Origin of the sequence: Halalkalibacter nanhaiisediminis, from assembly GCF_007830185.1 — a bacterium.
Classification (GTDB): domain Bacteria; phylum Bacillota; class Bacilli; order Bacillales; family Bacillaceae_D; genus Halalkalibacter; species Halalkalibacter nanhaiisediminis.
Window position 1 is genome coordinate 148,523 of record NZ_VLKZ01000004.1, and the last position, 22,309, is coordinate 170,831.

18 protein-coding genes and 1 other annotated feature (1 of these 19 only partly in view) are annotated in these 22,309 nt (G+C 39.3%); all 18 genes read left to right on the forward strand.

Features of this window, described 5'->3' with window-relative positions; translation table 11 throughout:
• Positions 1 to 42: 42 nt before the first annotated feature.
• The 18 genes from icd (at position 43) to thrS (ending at position 22,102) form a co-directional block, all read left to right on the forward strand.
• Positions 43 to 1,308 (forward strand): NADP-dependent isocitrate dehydrogenase, encoded by a 1,266-nt coding sequence (icd, locus tag IQ10_RS08250; protein ID WP_144450017.1) that lies wholly within the window; start codon positions 43 to 45, stop codon positions 1,306 to 1,308.
• Between the two features lie 40 nt (positions 1,309 to 1,348).
• Positions 1,349 to 2,293 carry a malate dehydrogenase gene (gene mdh, locus IQ10_RS08255; protein WP_144450018.1) on the forward strand — a complete coding sequence of 315 codons (945 nt, stop codon included), beginning with the start codon at positions 1,349 to 1,351 and terminating at the stop codon, positions 2,291 to 2,293.
• Between the two features lie 175 nt (positions 2,294 to 2,468).
• Complete coding sequence (locus IQ10_RS08260) at positions 2,469 to 3,203, forward strand: response regulator transcription factor (RefSeq protein ID WP_144450019.1); 735 nt, start codon at positions 2,469 to 2,471, stop codon at positions 3,201 to 3,203.
• On the forward strand, positions 3,190 to 4,971 hold the full coding sequence (pnpS, locus tag IQ10_RS08265) for a two-component system histidine kinase PnpS (protein ID WP_144450020.1): 1,782 nt from the start codon (positions 3,190 to 3,192) through the stop codon (positions 4,969 to 4,971). The genes IQ10_RS08260 and pnpS overlap by 14 nt, the downstream gene beginning before the upstream one ends.
• Before the next feature lie 352 nt (positions 4,972 to 5,323).
• Entirely contained in the window at positions 5,324 to 6,277 is a 954-nt protein-coding gene (gene hflK, locus IQ10_RS08270) for an FtsH protease activity modulator HflK (RefSeq protein WP_144450021.1), read from the forward strand.
• A complete protein-coding gene (gene hflC / locus IQ10_RS08275) occupies positions 6,277 to 7,212 on the forward strand; it encodes a protease modulator HflC (RefSeq protein WP_144450022.1) in 936 nt (311 codons plus the stop codon). Before hflK ends, hflC begins: the two co-directional genes overlap by 1 nt.
• Before the next feature lie 83 nt (positions 7,213 to 7,295).
• Complete coding sequence (polA, locus tag IQ10_RS08280; protein WP_144450023.1) at positions 7,296 to 9,947, forward strand: DNA polymerase I; 2,652 nt, start codon at positions 7,296 to 7,298, stop codon at positions 9,945 to 9,947.
• Positions 9,948 to 9,961: 14 nt separating this feature from the next.
• The gene (mutM, locus tag IQ10_RS08285) at positions 9,962 to 10,786 is read left to right on the forward strand and encodes a DNA-formamidopyrimidine glycosylase (protein WP_144450024.1); all 825 of its coding nucleotides are present in this window, start codon (positions 9,962 to 9,964) and stop codon (positions 10,784 to 10,786) included.
• Between the two features lie 63 nt (positions 10,787 to 10,849).
• Positions 10,850 to 11,485: a sporulation membrane protein YtaF gene (ytaF, locus tag IQ10_RS08290; protein ID WP_144450025.1), complete on the forward strand. Its 636-nt coding sequence runs from the start codon at positions 10,850 to 10,852 to the stop codon at positions 11,483 to 11,485.
• Positions 11,486 to 11,497: 12 nt separating this feature from the next.
• Entirely contained in the window at positions 11,498 to 12,097 is a 600-nt protein-coding gene (coaE, locus tag IQ10_RS08295) for a dephospho-CoA kinase (RefSeq protein ID WP_144450026.1), read from the forward strand.
• A gap of 146 nt (positions 12,098 to 12,243) precedes the next feature.
• Positions 12,244 to 13,278, forward strand: a complete 1,035-nt coding sequence (locus tag IQ10_RS08300) for a glyceraldehyde-3-phosphate dehydrogenase (RefSeq protein ID WP_144450027.1) — start codon at positions 12,244 to 12,246, stop codon at positions 13,276 to 13,278.
• A 369-nt stretch (positions 13,279 to 13,647) separates the two neighbouring features.
• Positions 13,648 to 14,031 (forward strand): adenosylmethionine decarboxylase, encoded by a 384-nt coding sequence (gene speD / locus IQ10_RS08305; RefSeq protein ID WP_144450028.1) that lies wholly within the window; start codon positions 13,648 to 13,650, stop codon positions 14,029 to 14,031.
• A 352-nt stretch (positions 14,032 to 14,383) separates the two neighbouring features.
• Positions 14,384 to 14,839 carry a transcriptional regulator NrdR gene (nrdR, locus tag IQ10_RS08310; RefSeq protein WP_144450029.1) on the forward strand — a complete coding sequence of 152 codons (456 nt, stop codon included), beginning with the start codon at positions 14,384 to 14,386 and terminating at the stop codon, positions 14,837 to 14,839.
• Positions 14,840 to 14,918: 79 nt separating this feature from the next.
• Complete coding sequence (locus IQ10_RS08315; protein ID WP_144450030.1) at positions 14,919 to 16,367, forward strand: replication initiation and membrane attachment family protein; 1,449 nt, start codon at positions 14,919 to 14,921, stop codon at positions 16,365 to 16,367.
• Entirely contained in the window at positions 16,368 to 17,297 is a 930-nt protein-coding gene (gene dnaI, locus IQ10_RS08320; protein ID WP_144450031.1) for a primosomal protein DnaI, read from the forward strand.
• A gap of 228 nt (positions 17,298 to 17,525) precedes the next feature.
• Positions 17,526 to 18,635, forward strand: a complete 1,110-nt coding sequence (gene mqnC, locus IQ10_RS08325; RefSeq protein ID WP_144450032.1) for a cyclic dehypoxanthinyl futalosine synthase — start codon at positions 17,526 to 17,528, stop codon at positions 18,633 to 18,635.
• Positions 18,636 to 18,852: 217 nt separating this feature from the next.
• Entirely contained in the window at positions 18,853 to 19,713 is an 861-nt protein-coding gene (gene ytxC, locus IQ10_RS08330; RefSeq protein WP_144450033.1) for a putative sporulation protein YtxC, read from the forward strand.
• Between the two features lie 460 nt (positions 19,714 to 20,173).
• Positions 20,174 to 22,102 carry a threonine--tRNA ligase gene (gene thrS, locus IQ10_RS08335; protein ID WP_144450034.1) on the forward strand — a complete coding sequence of 643 codons (1,929 nt, stop codon included), beginning with the start codon at positions 20,174 to 20,176 and terminating at the stop codon, positions 22,100 to 22,102.
• 136 nt (positions 22,103 to 22,238) lie between these two features.
• Positions 22,239 to 22,309 (forward strand) — a sequence feature (ribosomal protein L20 leader region); it runs 53 nt beyond the window's last position.

A 22,309-nucleotide genomic window follows, 5' to 3' on the forward strand; every position in this document is an offset into this window, starting at 1 on the left:
GGTGAGACAATGGTTTTTAATTATTAAGGAGGTAATGTAAAGATGGGAGAAGTAATTAAAGTAAACAATGGAGTGCTTGATGTTCCGAATAATCCAATTATTCCTTATATTGAAGGTGACGGAATTGGTCCTGATATTTGGGCAGCGGCATCTCGTGTATTAGATGCAGCAGTTGAGAAAGCATATAACGGTGAAAAGAAAATTGAATGGAAAGAGATCCTTGCAGGTGAAAAGGCATTTAACGAAACAGGTGAGTGGTTACCTGCTGCAACATTAGATGCTGTACGCGAATATATGATTGCAATCAAAGGACCTCTAACAACTCCTGTTGGTGGCGGAATCCGTTCGCTTAACGTAGCGTTACGTCAAGAACTTGACTTATACGTATGTCTTCGTCCAGTTCGTTATTTCCAAGGTGTTCCTTCACCAGTTAAACGTCCAGAAGATACAGACATGGTTATCTTCCGTGAAAACTCTGAAGATATTTATGCTGGTATCGAGTATCAAGAAGGTTCTGACGAAGTGAAGAAATTGATTGATTTCTTACAAAATGAAATGGGTGCAAGCAAGATTCGCTTCCCTGAGACGTCTGGAATCGGTATTAAACCTGTTTCTCAGGAAGGAACAGACCGACTGGTTCGTGCTGCGATTCAGTATGCAATTGATGAAGGCCGCAAGAGTGTTACGATTGTTCACAAAGGAAACATCATGAAATTTACTGAAGGTGCATTTAAGAACTGGGGTTATGAAGTAGCTGAACGTGAATTCGGAGATAAAGTATTTACTTGGGCTCAATATGATAAATTAGTTGAAACAGAAGGTAAGGATGCTGCTAATAAAGCACAAGCTGAGGCTGAAGCTGCTGGTAAAATTATCGTGAAGGATTCAATTGCTGATATTTTCTTACAACAAATTTTAACTCGTCCAAAAGAATTTGATGTTGTAGCGACGATGAACCTAAATGGTGACTATATCTCTGATGCACTTGCTGCTCAAGTTGGTGGAATTGGTATTGCTCCAGGTGCAAACATTAACTACGACTCAGGTCATGCTATTTTTGAAGCAACTCATGGAACGGCGCCTAAATATGCTGGTCTTGATAAAGTAAATCCATCTTCTGTTCTTCTATCAGGTGAATTAATGCTTCGTCACTTAGGTTGGAATGAAGCTGCAGATTTAATTATGAATTCAATGGATAAGACGATTGCAAGCAAGGTTGTCACATATGACTTCGCACGTTTAATGGATGGTGCAACTGAAGTATCGTGTTCTGGTTTTGCAGATGAGCTTATTAAAAATCTTAAATAATCATAAAAAGAACTCATAAAATTAATGGGAGTGAATATTTATGGCAATTAAACGTCGTAAGATTTCCGTAATTGGTGGGGGCTTTACTGGAGCAACAACAGCTCTAATGGTTGCACAGAAGGAATTAGGAGATGTTGTTCTTCTGGATATTCCTCAAATGGAAGGTCCAACGAAAGGGAAAGCACTTGATATGTTAGAGTCAACACCTGTTCAAGGAATTGATTCAAATATTATCGGTTCTTCTAATTATGAAGATACGAAGGATTCTGATGTTGTTGTCATAACAGCTGGGATTGCACGCAAGCCAGGTATGAGCCGTGATGACTTAGTTAATACAAATGCTGGAATTATGAAAGCAGTAACGAGGGAAGTTGTAAAATATTCACCAAATTGCTACATCATTGTGTTAACAAACCCTGCGGATGCAATGACGTACACGGTTTATAAGGAATCTGGTTTCCCAAAAAATCGTGTAATCGGTCAATCTGGTGTTCTAGATACGGCTCGTTTCCGTACATTTGTAGCACAAGAATTAAATCTTTCTGTTGAAGATATTACAGGGTTTGTTCTCGGTGGCCACGGTGATGACATGGTTCCACTTATTCGTTACTCAGCTGCTGGCGGTGTTCCGCTTGAAAAGCTTATTCCACAAGATCGCCTAGATGCAATCGTAGAGCGCACTCGTAAAGGTGGCGGTGAAATTGTAGGTCTTCTTGGTAACGGTAGTGCGTACTACGCTCCAGCTGCATCACTTGCTCAAATGGTTGAGGCCATTATTAAGGATAAAAAACGTGTTCTTCCGACTATTGCCTACCTAGAGGGTGAATACGGTTATGAAGATCTTTATGTCGGCGTACCGACGATTCTTGGCGGTGACGGTATCGAGAAAATCATTGAGCTTGATTTAACAGATGATGAAAAAGCAGCGCTAGCTCAATCAGTTGAGTCAGTTCGTAATGTTATGAAAGCTTTGCCAAAAGAGTAATAAGTGAGAAAACCCCTTTGCTGTAAATTGTAGCAAAGGGGTTTATTTATTATTGTGTTAAGATGTTATATGATATGTAAAGGATAGAAACATAAAATAAAATTGGTAAGAGGGATGGACCGTTACAATATTGACTCGACTTTTAAGGGGAAGGTTGAGTTTGGAGGATTGAACTATGTCACAACGTTTACTAGTCGTCGATGATGAAGAATCAATTGTTACCTTACTGCAATTTAATCTTGAACAATCAGGATATGAGGTCGTGACCGCGATGGACGGGGCAGCGGGTTTAGAACTTGCCCTATCCCAATCATTTGATTTAATTATACTCGATTTGATGTTGCCTGAAATCGATGGTCTCGAGGTTTGCAAACAGTTACGTCAGCAAAAAGTATTAACACCCATTTTAATGCTGACAGCAAAGGATGATGAATTTGATAAAGTTCTTGGGCTTGAACTAGGTGCAGATGATTACATGACCAAACCTTTTAGTCCTCGTGAGGTCGTTGCACGTGTGAGGGCGATTTTGAGAAGAATTGGACAACAGCCATCTTTATCACAGCAAAATGCAGAAACGAACGAAAATCAGAAAGTGATTACATTTGGTGAGGTTGATATTTATCCAGACAATTATGAAGTCCACTATAAAAAGAAGTCATTAGATTTAACTCCAAAAGAATTTGAACTTCTTCTATACTTGGCTAATCACAAAGGACGAGTACTGACTCGAGATCAGCTTTTAAATGCTGTTTGGGACTACGAGTTTGTTGGGGACACAAGAATTGTCGATGTTCATATCAGCCATTTAAGAGAAAAAATTGAACCGAATACAAGGAAGCCCATTTACATTAAAACGATTCGAGGGCTTGGCTATAAATTAGAGGAACCACAATTAGATGGTCAAGCTTAGATTTAGAATCACTATAGCAGTTGTCAGTATTACGTTATTGGTAATGACAAGCCTTGTGGTAACGATCGGCCAATTATATGAAAACTTTACGTTAAACAGTATAACCGATCGATTAAAAAAAGAAGCACAATTAACGGCTTACATACTTGCTGAAGAAGGATTGGATCGAGACAATATTCAATTATTAACCGAACAGTTTTCAGAAACTTTAAATGCTAGAGTGACCATTATCCTCCCAGACGGTACTGTGATTGGTGAATCGGATACAGATCCATCATTAATGGATAACCATGATTCACGACCTGAAATTAAGGCAGTGACGTCTGGAGAAGAAGGAATGAGTATTCGCTATAGCAATACGGTCAATGAGGAATTACTGTATTATGCTGTTCCGGTTATAGATGCACAAAACCAAGAGATTGGGTATGTACGTCTAGGCTTACCAACCACAACATTGACCCAAATGAACCAAACCATATGGGGAATTTTGATCATTAGCTTCTCAATTGCTTTTGTTATTATTGGCTCTGTCACATATCGTGTAGCGAATCAAATGATTAGACCAATTGAAAATGCGACAGCTGTAGCCATCGAGCTGGCAGAAGGAAACTTTAAAGCACGAACAGTTGAGGGTAAGAGTGATGAGATTGGACAACTTACTAAGTCGATTAACGTTTTAGCTTATAATTTAGAACAAATTACAAGGAGACATCAAGCCCAACAAGAGCGGATGGAGACGTTAATTGAAAATATGGGAAGTGGACTCATTCTAATTAATAGAAGAGGAGATATCACGCTCATTAATCGAACGTGTAATGATATTTTTCAAGACGATACTGATTTATGGGTAAATCAACTCTATCATGACGTAATCAAACACAAAGAATTAAATAAAATTGTCCAAACAATCTTTCTGACAGAAGAAAAGCAACGGATGCAAATTCATTTTCCTGTTCACCTTGAAGTACGGCATTTTGATGTATATGCAGCCCCTATTATGAGCAATAAGGGAAGGTTAAAGGGAATTGCGATCGTCCTTCATGACATCACTGAATTAAAAAAATTAGAGCAGGTACGTAAGGATTTTGTAGCCAATGTTTCACATGAACTCAAGACTCCTGTTACATCAATTAAAGGGTTTACAGAGACTCTTTTAGACGGGGCGATGGAAACAGAACAATTACGAGGAAAGTTCTTAAATATTATTTATAAAGAAAGTGAACGTTTGCAAGGGCTTATTCATGATTTGTTGGAATTATCGCGAATTGAGCAACAGTATTTTAAGCTTAATTGGCAGAAGACAAACCTTGAAGGTATTGTAGAAGATGTAGCTGTATTACTCAAAGAAAAAGCAAAAGAAAAAGGAATTGAAATTGTTACAAAAAAGGAAGGGGATAGTACGCTAGAAGGAGATCCTGAACGCTTAAAACAGATTCTGATTAATCTCGTTAATAATGGAATTATGTACACATCATCTGGGGGCCGCATCGATATTTTATTAACAGGTACCAAAGATCTTGTCGAGCTACAAATTGCTGATACTGGTGTGGGAATCAGTGAAGAGGATCTACCGCGTATTTTTGAACGATTTTACCGCGTTGATCGAGCACGTAGTCGTAATTCTGGTGGAACGGGTTTAGGGCTGGCCATTGTTAAGCATTTAGTTGAAGCTCATCACGGGCATATTCATGTTCAAAGTCAAGTTGGAAAAGGGACAACATTTACGGTTGTTTTCAAACGGCAGCAAGACGAAGGAACGGAGAAATAAGGTCGTCTTTACAAAATTTTTACACTTTGTTCATGTTAGCTTAACCTTGTCCATCTATACTACTAAGTGAACGGTTTCATCAATACCTAGTCAAGGGTAATTGACTCATCCCATTACTCTTTGACGAAGTAGTTTTACATCCCCTTATTTTTTGGACGAAAGCTCCCCCTTATAGCTTTCGTCCTTTTTGTTGTTATTTACAATTTGATTTTCCTATTACCTCCATTTTGGTTGTGTTTTGTACTATAATGAATAAGAATGTGGGAACGGTGTATTTTATTTTCAAATACAATGAAACCGATTCAAGCTATTATTCGTAAGGTACATAGAATGAAAATGGAAGGATGATACGATGACGATTAAGCAATTATTGATCGGTTTTATTTCTTTAGTCGGAATTGCCATTCTCGCTCTTTTTTTAGTGACGGGCTGGTATACGGTAGACGAATCTGAACAAGCAGCACTAATCACTTTTGGTAAAGTGGAAGAGACGATTACTGAGCCAGGATTAAAATTTAAAATGCCATGGCCAATCCAAAGAGTTGAAATATTATCAAGAGGGACCTTCAATCTTCAAGTTGGTTATGAGGAAGCTGACGGTGAAGTCATTGAATTTACAAATGAAGCTAAAATGATTACAGGGGATGAAAACATTTTATTTGCTGATTTGGCTGTTCAATGGCGAATTACGGATCCAGAACTTTATTTGTATAGTACAGAAGATCCGCAGCAAATTCTCCATAATGCAACATCTGCTTCATTGCGTGGAGTCATTGGTAGCTCAAATATTGACGATGCTTTGACGGATCAAAGACCAGAAATTGAAGCAAAGGTATTTGAAAACTTAGTCGCGTTACTTGAAGTCTATCAAATTGGAGTTAGTATCCAAGACGTAAAGTTACAGGATGTTGAATTACCGACAGAAGAAGTTCGTCGTGCGTTTACGGAAGTAACAGATGCACGCGAAGAACGATTGACAAAAATAAACGAAGCAAATAAATATCGAAATCAAGAAATTAATGTAGCAGAAGGGGAGATAGACGCGATTATGTCTCGAGCTGAAGGGACGAGAACGGAGCGAGTCGAGCGTTCACGTGGTGATGTTGCCAAATTTGATGCACTATATGACGAATATTTAGTTAGCCCTGAAGTGACGCGCCAACGTCTTGTTCTCGAAACTCTAGAGAGTGTGTTACCTTCCACAGAAATCTATATTATGGATAGTAATAATGATACGGTGAGCTACTTACCTATTCGTCCGCTTGAGAGAAGACCAGAAGCGGCGGCAGAAGGAGGGAGTAACTAATGAGTGACGAAAATATTGTTGATTTAAATGAACGTCGTCCTAGTGAAGATTGGCGAAAATATATGAAGCTAGCAGCTATAGCCGTTATTTTAATAGCGATTATTGCCACGATTATGAGTAATCTCTTTATTGTGGAGCAGGGCGAGTATAAAGTCGTTCGTCAGTTTGGGGAGGTTGTACGTATTGAAGATGAGCCAGGTCTTAGCTACAAGATACCATTTATTCAATCGGTTACAACGTTGCCAAAATATCAAATGGTTTATGATATTCCACCAGCTGAAATAAATACAAGAGATAAAAAACGAATGTTGGCAGATCACTATGCTGTTTGGAGAGTTGATGATCCACAAATGATGATTGCCAATGCTCGGACAATTCAACAGGCAGAAGCCATTATGGGAGAGCTTATTTTCTCAGCTATCCGTGCGGAACTAGGTCAACTTGATTTTGACGAAATTATTAATGAAGAAATGACGCCAACTCGTGGGAGCTTTAACGAGCTTGTTCTTGAACGGGTAAACGAGGCGCTTGAACGAAATCAATATGGTGTTCTCTTAACTGATGTTCGGATGAAACGTACTGATTTACCTGAGGCCAATGAACAAGCGGTTTATCGCCGAATGATTTCTGAGCGTCAATCAACAGCTCAAGAATATTTATCACAAGGGGATGCAGAAGCTAATCGTATACGAGCTAATACGGATCGAGAAGTACAGGAAATGATTGCAACAGCGACAGCGGATGCAAATGAAGTGATTGGTGAAGGGGAAGCGGAGGCTGCGCGTATTTACAATGACGCATTTGGACGTGATCCTGAATTTTATCAGCTTTATCGTACTCTTGAATCGTATGAGCAAACGATTGGTGATGAGACAGTAATCGTATTACCTTCTGATTCGCCATATGCTCGAATTTTGATGGGTTATATTGATTAGATAGAGTGCTTGTGCCGAGATGATTCTCGGCTTTTTCTCATTTTTACCTGGCTATGCTACAATAAACATTAAGAACATATTGTATGAAGAGAGGGGTATTTCCGTTGAAAAAGCTTGTATTAATAGATGGAAATAGTATTGCTTATCGCGCATTTTTTGCCTTACCATTATTAAATAATGAAAAAGGTGTCTATACGAACGCAGTATATGGTTTTACGACAATGTTGTTGAAAATTATTGAAGAGGAAAAGCCAACCCATATGCTTGTTGCCTTTGATGCTGGGAAAACGACTTTTCGTCATAAAACGTACGGGGAATATAAAGGCGGTCGACAGAAAACACCGCCCGAGCTATCTGAGCAGTTTCCACTTGTTCGTGAGCTTCTTGACGCTTTTGGGATCGCACGATATGAAGCAGAAAATTATGAAGCAGATGATATCATTGGAACTCTTGCTAAGGAAGCAGCTGAAAAAGAGTGGGAAGTGAAAGTATTTTCAGGTGATAAGGACTTGCTTCAACTTGTGTCTCCCCGTGTCACGGTCGCTTTGACGAAAAAAGGAATTACAACAGTTGAGCAATATGATGAAGCTTTGATTGATGAAAAGTACGGGATTACCCCAAAGCAAATCATTGATATGAAAGGTTTAATGGGAGATAGCTCAGATAATATTCCTGGTGTACCTGGTATTGGTGAAAAAACAGCGTTAAAACTATTGAAGGAATTTGGCTCCGTCGAACAAGTATTAAAGTCAATTGATCAAATTTCCGGAAAAAAAATGAAGGAAAAATTAGAAGAAAATCAAGAGCAGGCAATAATGAGTAAAGAGCTTGCAACGATTTTCCTTGAGGTTCCTCTTGAGAAGTCGCTTGATGAACTGGTTTTTGGTGAATACGATTCAAAGAAGATCGTATCGTTTTTAAAAGAACTGGAATTTTCTTCACTTATCTCGAAGTTTGACCAAGATGGAGAGGCTACTGAAGAAAAAGAGTTGGATAAGATTTCATATGAGATCGTCGAAACGATTGAAGAGTCGCATCTCGCTAACCCTTCTGCTTTAATTGTCGAAGTGTTGAGTGAGAATTATCACCAAGCAAATATTGAAGGTATTGCCATTGTCAATGAGAATGGTCATTATTTTATTCCGACAGAGCAAGCGCTAGATTCACAGGTATTTATTCAGTGGGCCAAGAATGAATCGGCAAAGAAGTGGGTCTTTGATGCCAAACGTGCAGTCGTTGCTCTTGGCTGGCGTGATGTCTTGCTTGACGGGATTGATTTTGATGTGCAAATGGCTTCTTACTTGCTTGATCCCTCTCTCTCTTCTCATGAAATGAGTGATGTTGCTAAACGTAAAGGCAAGGGGCAAGTTCAAGAAGATGAAGTTGTATACGGAAAAGGCGCAAAGCAACGAATTCCAGAACTTGATAAGCTAGCAGAACATTTAGTTCGGAAGGCAGATGCGCTTTATCAACTCAAGCCAGTGCTTGAAAAAGAGCTGCAGGAAAATGAGCAGGGAAAGCTTTATCGTGAGCTGGAAATGCCGCTTTCAGTTGTTCTTGGTCGGATGGAAACAACAGGGGTGAAGGTCGACAAAGAGCAGCTTGAGCAAATGGGTGAGGACCTTGAAGGTAGATTAAAAGATCTTGAAGCAAAAATTCATGAGCTAGCAGGTGAAAATTTTAATATTAACTCACCGAAGCAGCTTGGAGAAATTCTATTTGAAAAGCTTGAGCTTCCGCCAATCAAAAAAACAAAAACAGGTTATTCAACCTCAGCTGATGTGCTCGAAAAGTTAGCGGGAGAGCACGAAATTATTGAACATATTCTTCACTATAGACAATTAGGAAAATTAAATTCAACTTATATTGAAGGTTTGTTGAAAGTAACTAAGAAGGAAACAAATAAAATTCATACTCGCTATAATCAAGCATTGACACAAACAGGTCGTTTGAGCTCTACGGATCCTAACCTACAAAATATTCCGATACGTTTAGAAGAAGGTCGGAAAATCCGCAAAGCCTTTGTACCGTCTGAAGAAGGCTGGAAGATGGTTGCAGCTGATTATTCGCAAATTGAATTACGTGTACTTGCTCATATAGCTGGAGATGAAAAACTGATTGAAGCTTTCAAGAATGATATGGACATTCATACGAAAACAGCGATGGATGTATTCCATGTGAAAGAAGAAGAAGTCACTTCAAATATGCGTCGAAGCGCCAAAGCTGTAAATTTTGGAATTGTTTATGGAATCAGTGATTATGGGCTTTCACAAAGCTTAGGCATTACAAGGAAAGAAGCGGCTTTATTTATTGAACGATACTTTGAGAGCTATCCAAAAGTAAAAGAATATATGGATAATATTGTAGATGAAGCAAGAGAGAAAGGATATGTCTCCACACTTTTGCAACGTAGAAGGTATTTACCAGACCTAACAAGTAGCAACTTTAACAAACGAAGCTTTGCAGAACGTACGGCAATGAATACACCGATACAAGGAACAGCCGCTGATATTATTAAAAAAGCGATGGTCGTAATGGCGAATGAATTAGAAAGTAAGCAATTAAAAAGCAGAATGCTCTTACAAGTTCATGATGAATTGATTTTTGAAGTACCTGAAGAAGAGCTTGAGCAAATGATTAAGCTCGTTCCTGAGGTTATGGAAAAAGCTATGGAGTTGGAAGTACCATTAAAAGCGGATGTCTCTTCAGGGGATACTTGGTACGATGCAAAGTAAGGAGAGAAAGAGAAATGCCAGAATTACCAGAGGTTGAAACAGTTAAACGAACGTTAGAGGTGCTTGTTCTTCATAAAACAATTGCTGCTGTTGAAGTAAGATGGGCCAATATGATTAAGCAGCCAGATGATATCGAGCAATTTAAGGATGCGTTAATTGGTCAAACGATCCATGAATTAAAGCGAAGAGGGAAATTTTTAATCTTTGTGCTAGATGATGTGACGATGGTGTCTCATTTAAGAATGGAAGGTAGATACGGGCTTTATCAAGCAGGAGACGAACTCGCTCCTCATACTCATGTCATTTTCACTTTCACTGATCAAACTCAATTACGTTATCAGGATGTAAGGAAATTTGGAACGTTTCACATTTATAGTAAGGGAACAGAGGAAGAGACACTTCCTCTTTCACAACTAGGAGTTGAACCATTCTCTGCTGACTTTTCGATCGATCTTCTTCGTGAAGCTTTTAAAAAAACAACGCGCAATGTGAAGGTTGTGTTATTAGATCAGAAAACGGTTGTCGGCCTTGGGAATATTTATGTGGATGAAGCTTTGTTTCGGTCAGGTATTCATCCACAAAGAGCTGCATCCTCGCTTACTGATGAAGAATTGACTCGTTTACACGAAGAGATTGTTTCAACTTTACAGGAGGCAGTTGATGTAGGTGGAAGCTCTATTAAATCCTATGTGAATGGTCAAGGTGAGATGGGGATGTTTCAACAACAACTTCAAGTGTACGGACGAAAAGAAGAGCCTTGCCATAAGTGCGGCACATTCATTACAAAGACAGTTGTGGGCGGAAGAGGTACACACTTCTGCTATAACTGTCAGAAATAATGTACATCGGATAAGCCCGAGCCATATACTAACGTATCGTTTGAATGGAAGGGGCTTATCACTATGATTGAGATTTTCTCCTTATTGGCACTTGCACTTGCTGTTAGCTTGGATAGCTTTGGGGTCGGACTTACGTATGGATTACGGAAAATGAAGCTGCCTCTGCGATCTTTATTCTTTATTGCAGGATGCTCTGCAATCTCTATTCTTATTGCTATGTTGTTCGGTACAATGATCCAAGCCTACTTATCACCGCGTGTAGCCGAATCTCTTGGAGGAATAATTCTTATTTTAATCGGTGCATGGGCTCTGTATCAGGTGTTTCGGCCAGCTAAAAGTACAGAGAAGACAAGAGAAGATGAAGTCATCCTTAATTTTGAAATTAAAATGTTTGGTGTTGTCATTCGAATTTTACGAAAACCGATGGTCGCAGATATTGATAATTCAGGGACGATTACAGGTCGAGAAGCAATCTTCCTTGGCATTGCCTTATCTTTGGATGCATTTGGAGCTGGAATTGGAGCTGCCTTAATTGGATTTTCACCAGTTGGAATGGCGATAAGTGTTGCGGTAATGAGTGCTTTGTTTGTCACACTCGGAATGAAAAGCGGATTTCGTTTTTCTGATTCAGAATGGGTGAAGAAATGTTCTTTTATTCCAGGCTTGTTACTTATCATACTTGGTGTGTGGAGTTTGTAGGAGGAGGGTAAGATGTTTATCGGGTTAACTGGTGGTATTGCTAGTGGAAAATCAACGGTCAGCAACATGATTAGAGAAAAGAACATTCCAATCATTGATGCAGATGAAGTGGCTCGCGAAGTTGTTGAGCCAGGCACAGCGACACTTCAAGCAATTAGCGAGCAGTTTGGTTCCTCTGTCTTAAATGAGGATGGGACGCTCGCCAGAAAAAAGCTGGGCACGATTATTTTTCGAGATCCATCACAAAGGGATATTCTTAATCAAATTGTTCATCCAGCAGTTCGGAAGCGTATGAATGCGCTAAAGGAGCATTATGTGGCAAATGGCGCCAAAACAATTGTTTATGATATCCCGCTTTTATATGAGAGCAACCTTTTTCACTTAGTTGATAAAGTGTTACTCGTTTATGTAGATGAAGAGACTCAATTATCTCGACTAATGGAACGTGATCAAGCAGGAAAAGAAGACGCTAAACAACGAATCGCTTCGCAAATGCCGCTCGCTAAAAAACGTGAGAGAGCTGACGCAGTTATTGACAACTCAGGGACAAAAGAAGAAACAAAAGCACAATTAGATGCAATCTTAGATAAATGGTTGAAAGAATCCTGCTGACAATAAGTAGGGTTCTTTTTTATCCATCATAATCAAAATTTTTTTATTTTTTATTAGAAAATAATGTATTCAATAATTAAATGTGATATACTAATTACAAGAAAAAAGATATAAAGTATAGCTTATTTCTGAGAGGAGTCGTTCTGATGAAGGCAAAAGTAGCGATAAATGGATTTGGTCGTATTGGACGAATGGTATTTCGTAAGGCGATGCAGGACAGAGATGTGGAGGTTGTCGCTATTAATGCCAGTTACCCTGCGGAAACATTGGCTCATTTAATTAAGTATGACAGTATACATGGGACGTATGATTTAGAGGTTGAAGTGAAAGGTCAGTCATTACTAGTTGGTGGGCAAGAAGTCCTTCTTTACCAATCACGTGATCCACGTGAGCTTCCGTGGTCTGACCTTGGCGTTGATATTGTCATTGAAGCAACAGGGAAATTTAAAACAAAGGAAACAGCTAATTATCACATTGAAGCTGGGGCAAAGAAAGTTCTTATCACTGCACCAGGTAAGGAAGAGGATATTACGATTGTCATGGGTGTAAATGATGGCGATTACAATCATGAAGTTCATCATATTATTTCAAATGCTTCGTGTACGACAAATTGCTTGGCACCTGTTGCAAAAGTGCTTGATGAGGCGTTTGGAATTGAAAGTGGTTTAATGACAACTGTTCATTCTTATACAAATGATCAGAAAAATATTGATAATCCGCATAAGGATTTGCGACGTGCACGAGCCTGCGGACAATCAATCATTCCGACATCTACTGGTGCCGCGAAAGCGCTCGCAAAAGTCTTGCCGCGTCTTGAAGGTAAGTTAAATGGAATGGCTCTTCGTGTACCAACGCCGAATGTATCACTCGTTGATTTAGTCGTTAATGTTGACGTTGATGTCACGACTGAAGAAGTAAATAATGTACTTGAATCTGCTGCAAATGGAGCATTAAACGGCATTCTTGGATTTACAAATGAACCACTTGTATCCATTGATTTTAATGGTGAGGATAAGTCGTCTGTTATTGATGGATTGTCGACAATGGTTATGAATAAACGTCAAGTGAAAGTACTTGCATGGTATGATAACGAGTGGGGTTACTCTTGCCGTGTTGTTGATTTGATGAATTTAGTTGCTGAAAAGCTCAGTGTGAAAGATACTGTTCATTCAGCATCTTAAGTGAAATTTTAAATAGATAACGTGCATAGTGTCCAGTTTAAAAAGACACCCTAAAAGAAATTGTTGTTTGCGATTATATCTTCAATGAGCTAATTGTGACAGTTATGCAAATGGACGAGTAAATAGAGAGGGAAGCTTCGTCTCCATTGGGTTTCTTTCTTTTTGGTAAAAATCGTCTAAAAAAACTTATACTAACTGTTGTAATCAATTTCTAAACGAAGTATATTTTTTTCGTAAACTTCAATTAGCAAATTAGGAATTGTTTTTACAGAAAGGGTTAGGACCTCTTTGGACTAACTTTCCCCCGTGTAATAAAGCATTCCTGCATGCTTGAGAAGGCATGATATTTTTTGAAGGGGGATTCAACTTATGGACACTATGGGTCGTCACGTCATTGCAGAACTTTGGGGATGTAACGTGGAGAAGTTGAATAATATGAGTTTTATTGAACAAGTGTTTGTTGATGCTGCGTTAAATGCAGGGGCAGAAGTACGCGAAGTGGCCTTTCATAAATTTGCGCCGCATGGTGTGAGTGGGGTTGTTATTATCTCTGAATCTCATTTGACGTTTCACAGTTTTCCCGAACATGGTTATGCGAGTATTGATGTGTATACTTGCGGAGACCGAATTGATCCCAATGTTGCTTCTAACTACATTGCAGAGGCATTAGGTACTACAACGAGTGAAGTTATCGAAGTACCAAGAGGTATGGGACCAGTTAAAATTGAGAAATCAAAAGTACAAGCGCTATAATACAGACAGTAGAGAGAGGTGGGTTCGCCTCTCTCTTTTCTTCGTCTCCTTTGCTTTTTGTTATAGTATAATATAGGTAATGAAAAGTGGATGGAAGAGGCAAAGTAGTTGGCTATAAAAAAAACTGATAGCAAGTGGTGAGCTATCGTACAGAAGCGAGTCAGGCTATTTTGTCATTCTATGAAAAGCTTGATAAGGAATTAATGTTTATTGGTTCAGGTCTAGGTGAGGAATTAATGTAATTAATGTAACTTAGCTTGTCAGACATCTTTTTTTTCTATATCATGGAGTATATCAATCAGAACGAACATTGTGCGGCAAGACGCACGATTTAGAAAGTGGAGATGATTTGATGCGTTGTCCAGCCTGTCATCATAATGGAACAAGAGTGCTTGACTCAAGACCAAGTCATGAAGGGCGTTCGATTCGTCGTCGCCGGGAATGCGAAGAATGTAACCAACGTTTTACGACTTTTGAGATGGTAGAAGAGGTTCCACTCATTGTCGTTAAAAAAGATGGAACACGTCAAGAATTTAATCGAGATAAAATTATCCGAGGTCTTATTCGAGCTTGTGAAAAAAGACCAGTTCCACTTGAAACACTTGAGAAAATCGTTATTGATGTTGAGAGAGAATTGCGTGGTCGAGGGAAAAATGAGGTAAACAGTCATGATGTCGGGGAGCTTGTGATGGAGAGGCTTGCTGATATCGATGATGTAGCATATGTCAGATTCGCATCAGTTTATCGACAATTTAAGGATATTAATGTTTTTATTAAAGAATTAACGGAATTAATGAATAAGAATTAAGGAATGAAAGAGGAGCTTAAAGCGTTTTATCGCTGCAAGCTCTTTTTACGCTGAACGAAGTGAGTAGGAGGGAGCAGAAGTGACTTGGCATTGGAAAGAGTTATTACCTGTTGATCGTTTTTCTGTGCGAACGAGTCAGTACATAACCGAAATGGATCGTCTGACGTTAACCTTGTTGTATCAACCGCTGACTGGTGCCTTAGCTCATAGCTTGTATGTTACACTGCTGTCTCAGCTTGAGCGAGATCAATATTGGAGTGGTGAGCAAACGCACAGGCAGTTAATGTTATTACTTGGCGTATCACTAGAAGTTATTTATGAAGAACGAAAAAAACTAGAAGCTATTGGGTTATTAAAAACATTTAAGCGTAAGGATGAAGAAGGTTCCACTTATTTATATGAGTTGCAGCCACCAATGACACCAAAGCAATTTTTTGTAAATGATGTGCTTAGTGTGTATTTGTTTAATCGCCTTGGGAAAACACACTACAAGCATTTACGTGAGCGCTTTATGCTAGATAGTATGCCTCGTGAGGAATACACAGAACTAACCTATGCATTTGATGAAGTTTATGCATCGTTGCATCATTCGGAAATGGTATCGAGCCATCAATCAGAGACAGGAAATGCGCTTAGAATAAACGGCGATAAAACGTTAGTATCACGAGACTATCATGAAGAGATTTCATTTAAAAATCAGCACTTCGATTTTGAATTACTCGAGAAAAGTCTCTCGAAATCAGTCGTTCCAGAAGGTTTTTTAACAAATGACACGAAAAAGTTAATAGGGAGACTTGCCTTTGTCTACCGTATCGAGCCACTTGAAATGAGTAGCATCATCCAACAGGTATTGATTCATGATGACAGGCTTGATCCAAATGAGTTACGAAAAAGAGCGCAAGAATGGTATAAAGTTGAACATGGAACAGAGCCACCTGCTTTAGGATTACAGACACAGCCAGAAAGACATCGAACCATTGCTGATAAAGAGCCAACAACAGAAGAAGAGCGAACAATTAAGTTTTATGAAACGACAGCACCTCTCGCCTTGCTAGAGATCCGTTCAGACGGAGCTAAGGTAGCTCCAGCAGATGTAAAAATTATTGAATCATTAATCATTGATTTTCAGTTGCTTCCAGGGGTTGTAAATGTGTTGCTTGACTTTGTTTTGTGGAGTCAAGATATGAAATTGTCGAAGGCGCTCGTTGATAAAATTGCTGGACATTGGTCGAGAAAGAAAGTACACACTGTTACAGAAGCGATGCAGCTTGCCCTTTTAGAACAGAAGAAAACAGCGAACGTCAAAGCGAAGACGAGTAAAAACTGGAAACAGTCTACAAATCGCCAAAAGCAGCCAAGGCGTGATAAACTACCGAAGTGGTTAGTAGCTGAAAAGCAAAAAGAACAGGACGAAACTGGTGAGATAAAAGAACAAGCAGCAGAGTCGAAACCTTCTTCTGATGAGAAGAGCTTTGAGGAAATGTTAGAGGAACTCAAGAGGAGTAAGGAAGAGAAAGGAGAGGCATAATTGGAACCGATTCAAAAATCGATGAAAGAGTGGGTTAGAAATAGCAATCTACAGGAACAATTGGATAAGGCAAAGCAAGAGCTTCTTTCTGATCCACTTGTTCAAACATTTTTGCAAAAGTATTCAGATGTGACAGACGAAATGATTGAGCAGGGATTAGTGAAACTATATGAATTTCAAAAGGAACGTCACCATTGTTTAGAATGTCCAGGTCTCTCTGCTTGCCCAAATATGATGAAAGGGTATCAGCCTGAAGCTGTTATCTCAAGAGGATCGATCGATTTACATTACCGTGCGTGTTCTTTGAAGGAAGAGGTAGAGCAACAGAAACTACAACAGCAGCTCATGAAATCATTATATGTTCCAAGGGATATTTTAGATGCGAGTTTTGAGTCACTGGATCGTTCTACAGAAAGAGAAGAAGCCAGTCGGAAGGCTCTTGCTTTTGCAATGAGTGCAAGTCCTGGAGAGGAAGGACAGGGTCTTTATTTTTACGGTAAATTCGGCGTAGGAAAGACCCATATGATGGGGGCGATCATGAATGCCTTAAAAAGCCGTAAAATTGAATCGTTGATCGTCTATACACCAGATTTCTTCCGAGAGATGAAGCAAGCTATTGGGGATGGAACGTTCCAAGAGAAGCTTGATATGGTGAAGCAAGCGAAGGTTTTAATCCTTGATGATATTGGAGCTGAAACGATATCAGGTTGGATTCGCGATGACGTGCTTGGAGCCATTCTTCAGCATCGGATGTTGGAAAAATTACCAACATTATTTACCTCAAATTATGATTATGAAGAATTAGAAGAACATTTAGCTTACTCGGAACGTGGAGGTATTGAGGAGTTAAAAGCAAAGCGGATCATGGAGCGGATTAAACATTTCACGACGTTTGTGAGAGTGGATGGTAAAAATCGTCGTGAAAAATAGTGACTTTTAAAGCTTCATAAAAAAACGTGTAAGGTGCCCTGTATGGGGTGCTACCTTACACGTTTTTTTGTACGTTAGGAAAGTATAAAATTCGCTGGTGTCTAGCGGCTGACCAAGGTGCTTGCGCTTTTTTATATTCTTTTCCGAAGAACAGCTCTATTCTTTTCGCCGTTACGTATCTGTGTTAGGATAAAAGTATCTTATTTTGATAGATTGCGGGGGTTACACATGAGCATAGATGCGATTTTGGAGCGAGCAGTTAACGGTGAGCGCCTATCAATGAATGATGCAATAGCTCTTTATGAAAGTGATGAAGTCGAAAAAATGGGTGAAGCTGCTAATAAGATAATGAAAAAGTGGCACCCTGAACCGATTACGACGTTTATTATTGGTCGTAACGTGAACTATACAAATTTCTGTGATACGTACTGTCGTTTTTGTGCGTTTTACCGTGCACCTGGTAGCAAAGAAGGTTATGTATTAAGCAATGAAGAAATTTTTAAAAAGATAGAAGAAACCATTGCAGTTGGTGGTACTGAAATATTAATGCAAGGTGGAACAAATCCAGACCTTCCACTAAGTTACTATACAGACCTTCTTCGTGAAATTAAAAAACGCTATAATATTTGGATGCATTCCTTTTCTCCGGCTGAAATTTGGAAAATTGCCGAAGTGTCGGGTCTTTCCGTTGAAGAAGTACTACGTGAGCTTAAGGAAGCTGGTCTTGACAGTATGCCTGGTGGTGGAGCGGAGATTCTTACAGAAGAAACGAGACTTCGTGTCAGTCGTCTAAAGGTTACATGGGAACAATGGATTGAAGCAATGGAAGCGACGAAAAAAGTTGGCATGCATGGTACAGCAACAATGGTAATAGGATTTGGTGAATCGTTTGAAGAACGTGCGCTGCACCTTCAGCGTGTGCGTGATGCGCAAGATAGGACACAATGTTTTACTGCTTATATCTCATGGTTATTACAACCAGAAAATACGGGTATGTATAAAACGAAAAAGCTCGGGCCGCGTGATTACTTGAAAAATGTTGCGATCTCCCGTTTATTTCTTGATAATATTCCTAATTTCCAATCATCTTGGGTAACGATGGGACCAGAGGTTGGAAAGCTTTCTCTTGAATATGGTTGTAACGATTTTGGAAGCACGATGATGGAAGAAAATGTTGTTTCGTCAGCTGGAACGACGCATAAGGTTAATACGAATGAAATTCTTCGCCTCATTCGTGAAGCTGGTAAAATACCAGCTCAGCGCAATACGAAATATGAGATTTTGCGTACATTTGATGGTGAGGAAGTCATAGAAAAAGATTTTATTATGCAAAATTAGCTTTCTTTTAGAAGCGGGTCTGACCCCAAGATTTATATAATATTGAGTTGTGACAATCTATCACGAAAGCTCAATGTTAGATAAATAGGGGTTAGACCTTTTTTTATTCATGTTTTTCGAACTTACACATAGGATGGAAGTAGAGCCTGTCTGAATACGGACTTACATTAAATCAGAGCGTAGAAGCTGTTCGTTAGACTGTAAGGGGGAGTATGCGTTGATAGCAATCCATTTTGAACAAGTTCACGATTGCAAGCAACTGTTTGTGCAGTTAAAAGCGTATATCCAGAAGTATGCGCCATACGGTTTAGGCGGAGCCGTAAGCGTGGAAGGAGACGATACGATTCTTCTCAACTATGAACACAGTCATGTGAATTTTTATGATTCGTTTCATCCCTTACTTACTTCTGTATTAACGGATTATGTGATAAGTACAAATGAAGATGATTGGTTACTTGATATTATTGAGACGATGTTTTACTTTACGGATGAAGAAGAACAGCAGCAAATTTTAACGATTGCACGTTCTATTTTAGAAGGTGATCGAAGTGATTTGCCTTCGCTTAAATCCTTTTTTAATCGCCGCAATTATATTTATCATGCATTTGCTAAACATTTAGAGGAAGAAACGACATTTTATTATGAACCTTTTCTCACTTTCCGTCTTAGGGATTATGGTGAAATGCTGATTGATTGTGTGGAGATTGCGATTGATGAATATATGCTTGAACAAGAATATCAAAATATGATAGAAGATTACAGGCAATATGTCAGGTGTAAGCCAGCAAAGCTCGATCTTGTACATCTTGTTCATGACGGGGCATTCACATTTTATGATGAGCACTTCCGTCTAATGACAAAGCAAGAGATCCTCTTTCATTTGCAAGATGATCTCGTGTTTGAGCAAGAGGTTGATATTGAAGAGATGGTGATTAGTCCGCTTGTCAGTATGGTGCCCCGTGTCGTTCGTGTGTTCTCAGATTATCCTGACCATGGAGTGATCATGTCTTTACAGGCCATTTTTCAAGAGAGGATGAAGCTTTATCCTTTAAAGGACTATGAAAAAGAATCGAAGTAACTTTTCAAAGCCACTTGATTTTCTTAACCGCGCTCCCTATAATACTACATAGTAACAGTCAAATAAGTTAGAGTATTGATGAGGACATGAGGGCGCGGGTATTCGGTTTTCAGAGAGAGAAGCATATGCTGAGAGCTTCTTAACACGGATTGCGGACTTACCACCTCTGAACTGCGCAAGGGAAACACTGTCAAAGTGGAGCAACTTAGTGCCGGTACGCAGCCGTTATCTTGCATGATGAGGAGAGCTGACTTACATGAGTCAATCTCAAACAAGGGTGGAACCACGAACTACACTCGTCCCTTCTTTTATGGAGGGATGGGTGTTTTTTTTATCTAATCAGAAAGTTTAAAAACCATGATAACTTTCTGAACGAATAAAAAATAAGGCTTTCGCCATTAAGGACTTGGCGATAGGCCAAGTTTTTCTAATGATAATTATGTAGAAGGAGTGGACAAGTATGACAGTCAAGATTACGTTTCCCGATGGTGCAGTGAAGGAGTTTCCTAAGGGAACGACAACAGAAGACATTGCTGCATCGATTAGTCCAGGATTAAAGAAAAAGGCACTCGCAGGTAAGCTTAATAATACATTACTTGATTTACGTACGCCGATTAATGAGGATGGCAAAGTCGAAATTGTGACACAAGATTCAGATGAAGCATTAGAAATTATGCGTCATAGTACGGCTCATATTATGGCTCAAGCAATCAAGCGTCTATACAAAAACGTGAAGCTTGGCGTAGGGCCTGTTATTGAAGGTGGATTTTATTATGATATTGATTCTGAAGATTCTCTTACTCCAGAGGATTTAACAAAGATTGAAAAGGAAATGAAAAAAATCATTTCCGAAAATCTTGAAGTGAAACGTGTTGAAGTAACACGTGAAGAAGCGATTCGCCGTTACGAGGAACTTGGTGATGAGTATAAGCTGGAATTAATTAGCGCAATTCCTGAAGGAGAAATGCTTACAATTTATGAGCAAGGTGAATTCTTCGACTTATGTCGCGGTATTCATATTCCTTCGACAAATAAAGTGAAAGAATTTAAATTGTTAAGTTTAGCTGGTGCTTATTGGCGTGGGGACAGTAAGAACAAAATGCTACAACGTATTTACGGAACAGCATTCTTCAAGAAAGCGGACTTAGATGAGCATTTGCGTTTACTTGAGGAAGCAAAAGAGCGTGATCACCGTAAATTAGGAAAAGAGCTCGGAATCTTTGCCCTTTCACAAAAAGTTGGACAAGGCCTGCCGCTTTGGCTGCCAAAAGGTGCAACGGTTCGTCGTATTATTGAACGTTACATCGTTGATAAAGAAGAACGTCTTGGTTATCAGCATGTCTATACGCCAATCTTAGGAAGTTCAGAGCTATACAAAACGTCTGGTCACTGGGACCATTATCAAGATGACATGTTCCCTGTCATGGAGCGTGACAATGAAGAGTTCGTTTTGCGTCCGATGAACTGTCCACATCATATGATGGTGTATAAGCAAGATATGAGAAGCTATCGTCAATTGCCACTTCGCATTGCTGAGCTAGGTTTGATGCACCGCTACGAGATGTCTGGAGCTGTTTCAGGTCTACAACGTGTACGCGGTATGACGCTAAATGATGCTCATATTTTCTGTCGTCCTGATCAAATTAAAGAAGAGTTCTTGCGAGTTGTTCATTTAATTCGTGAAGTTTACAAGGACTTTGGTCTAGAAAATTATAAATTCCGTTTATCTTATCGTGATCCAGCTGATAAAGAAAAGTATTTCGATGACGACGCGATGTGGGAAAAGGCACAAAGCATGCTGAAGGATGCAATGGATGAGCTTGGTGATGTTGAGTACTACGAAGCGGAAGGTGAAGCGGCATTTTATGGTCCGAAGCTTGACGTACAAGTACGTACAGCGCTTGGTAAAGATGAAACTCTTTCTACAGTGCAACTTGACTTCTTATTACCTGAACGCTTTGATCTAACATATGTTGGTGAAGATGGTCAGCAGCATCGTCCAGTCGTTGTTCACCGTGGTGTCGTTTCGACAATGGAGCGTTTTGTTGCCTTTTTACTAGAAGAATATAAAGGTGCATTTCCTACATGGCTTGCTCCAATTCAAACACAGATTATTCCTGTTTCGAATGATGTTCACCTTGACTATGCAAAGAAGGTTCAAGAAAGCTTACAACAAATTGGTGTTCGTGTGTCAATTGATGACCGTGATGAAAAATTAGGTTATAAGATCCGTGAGTCACAAATGCAAAAAATTCCTTACATGCTCGTTTTGGGCGATAAAGAAGTTGAAGTAAATGCTGTAAACATTCGTAAATACGGAGAACAGGATTCACAATCTGTATCACTTGAACAATTTATTGAGCAGATGAAAGTAGAATCAAAGAAGTAATTCGTACACTCTGTCGAAATTGATCATTGCATTATGATCAAAGAGACGGTAGAATAATAAAGTCGGTCGCTAAAACGAGTTGACACCTTTCAATGGCTATGATATAGTTGGCAAGTAAACAATTAAAAATTGGACACAAAGCAAGCAGAAGCGCCCGCTTCTCACCTGATTGACGCATTTTGCAGTTGCCAGGTATGATGAGATTCA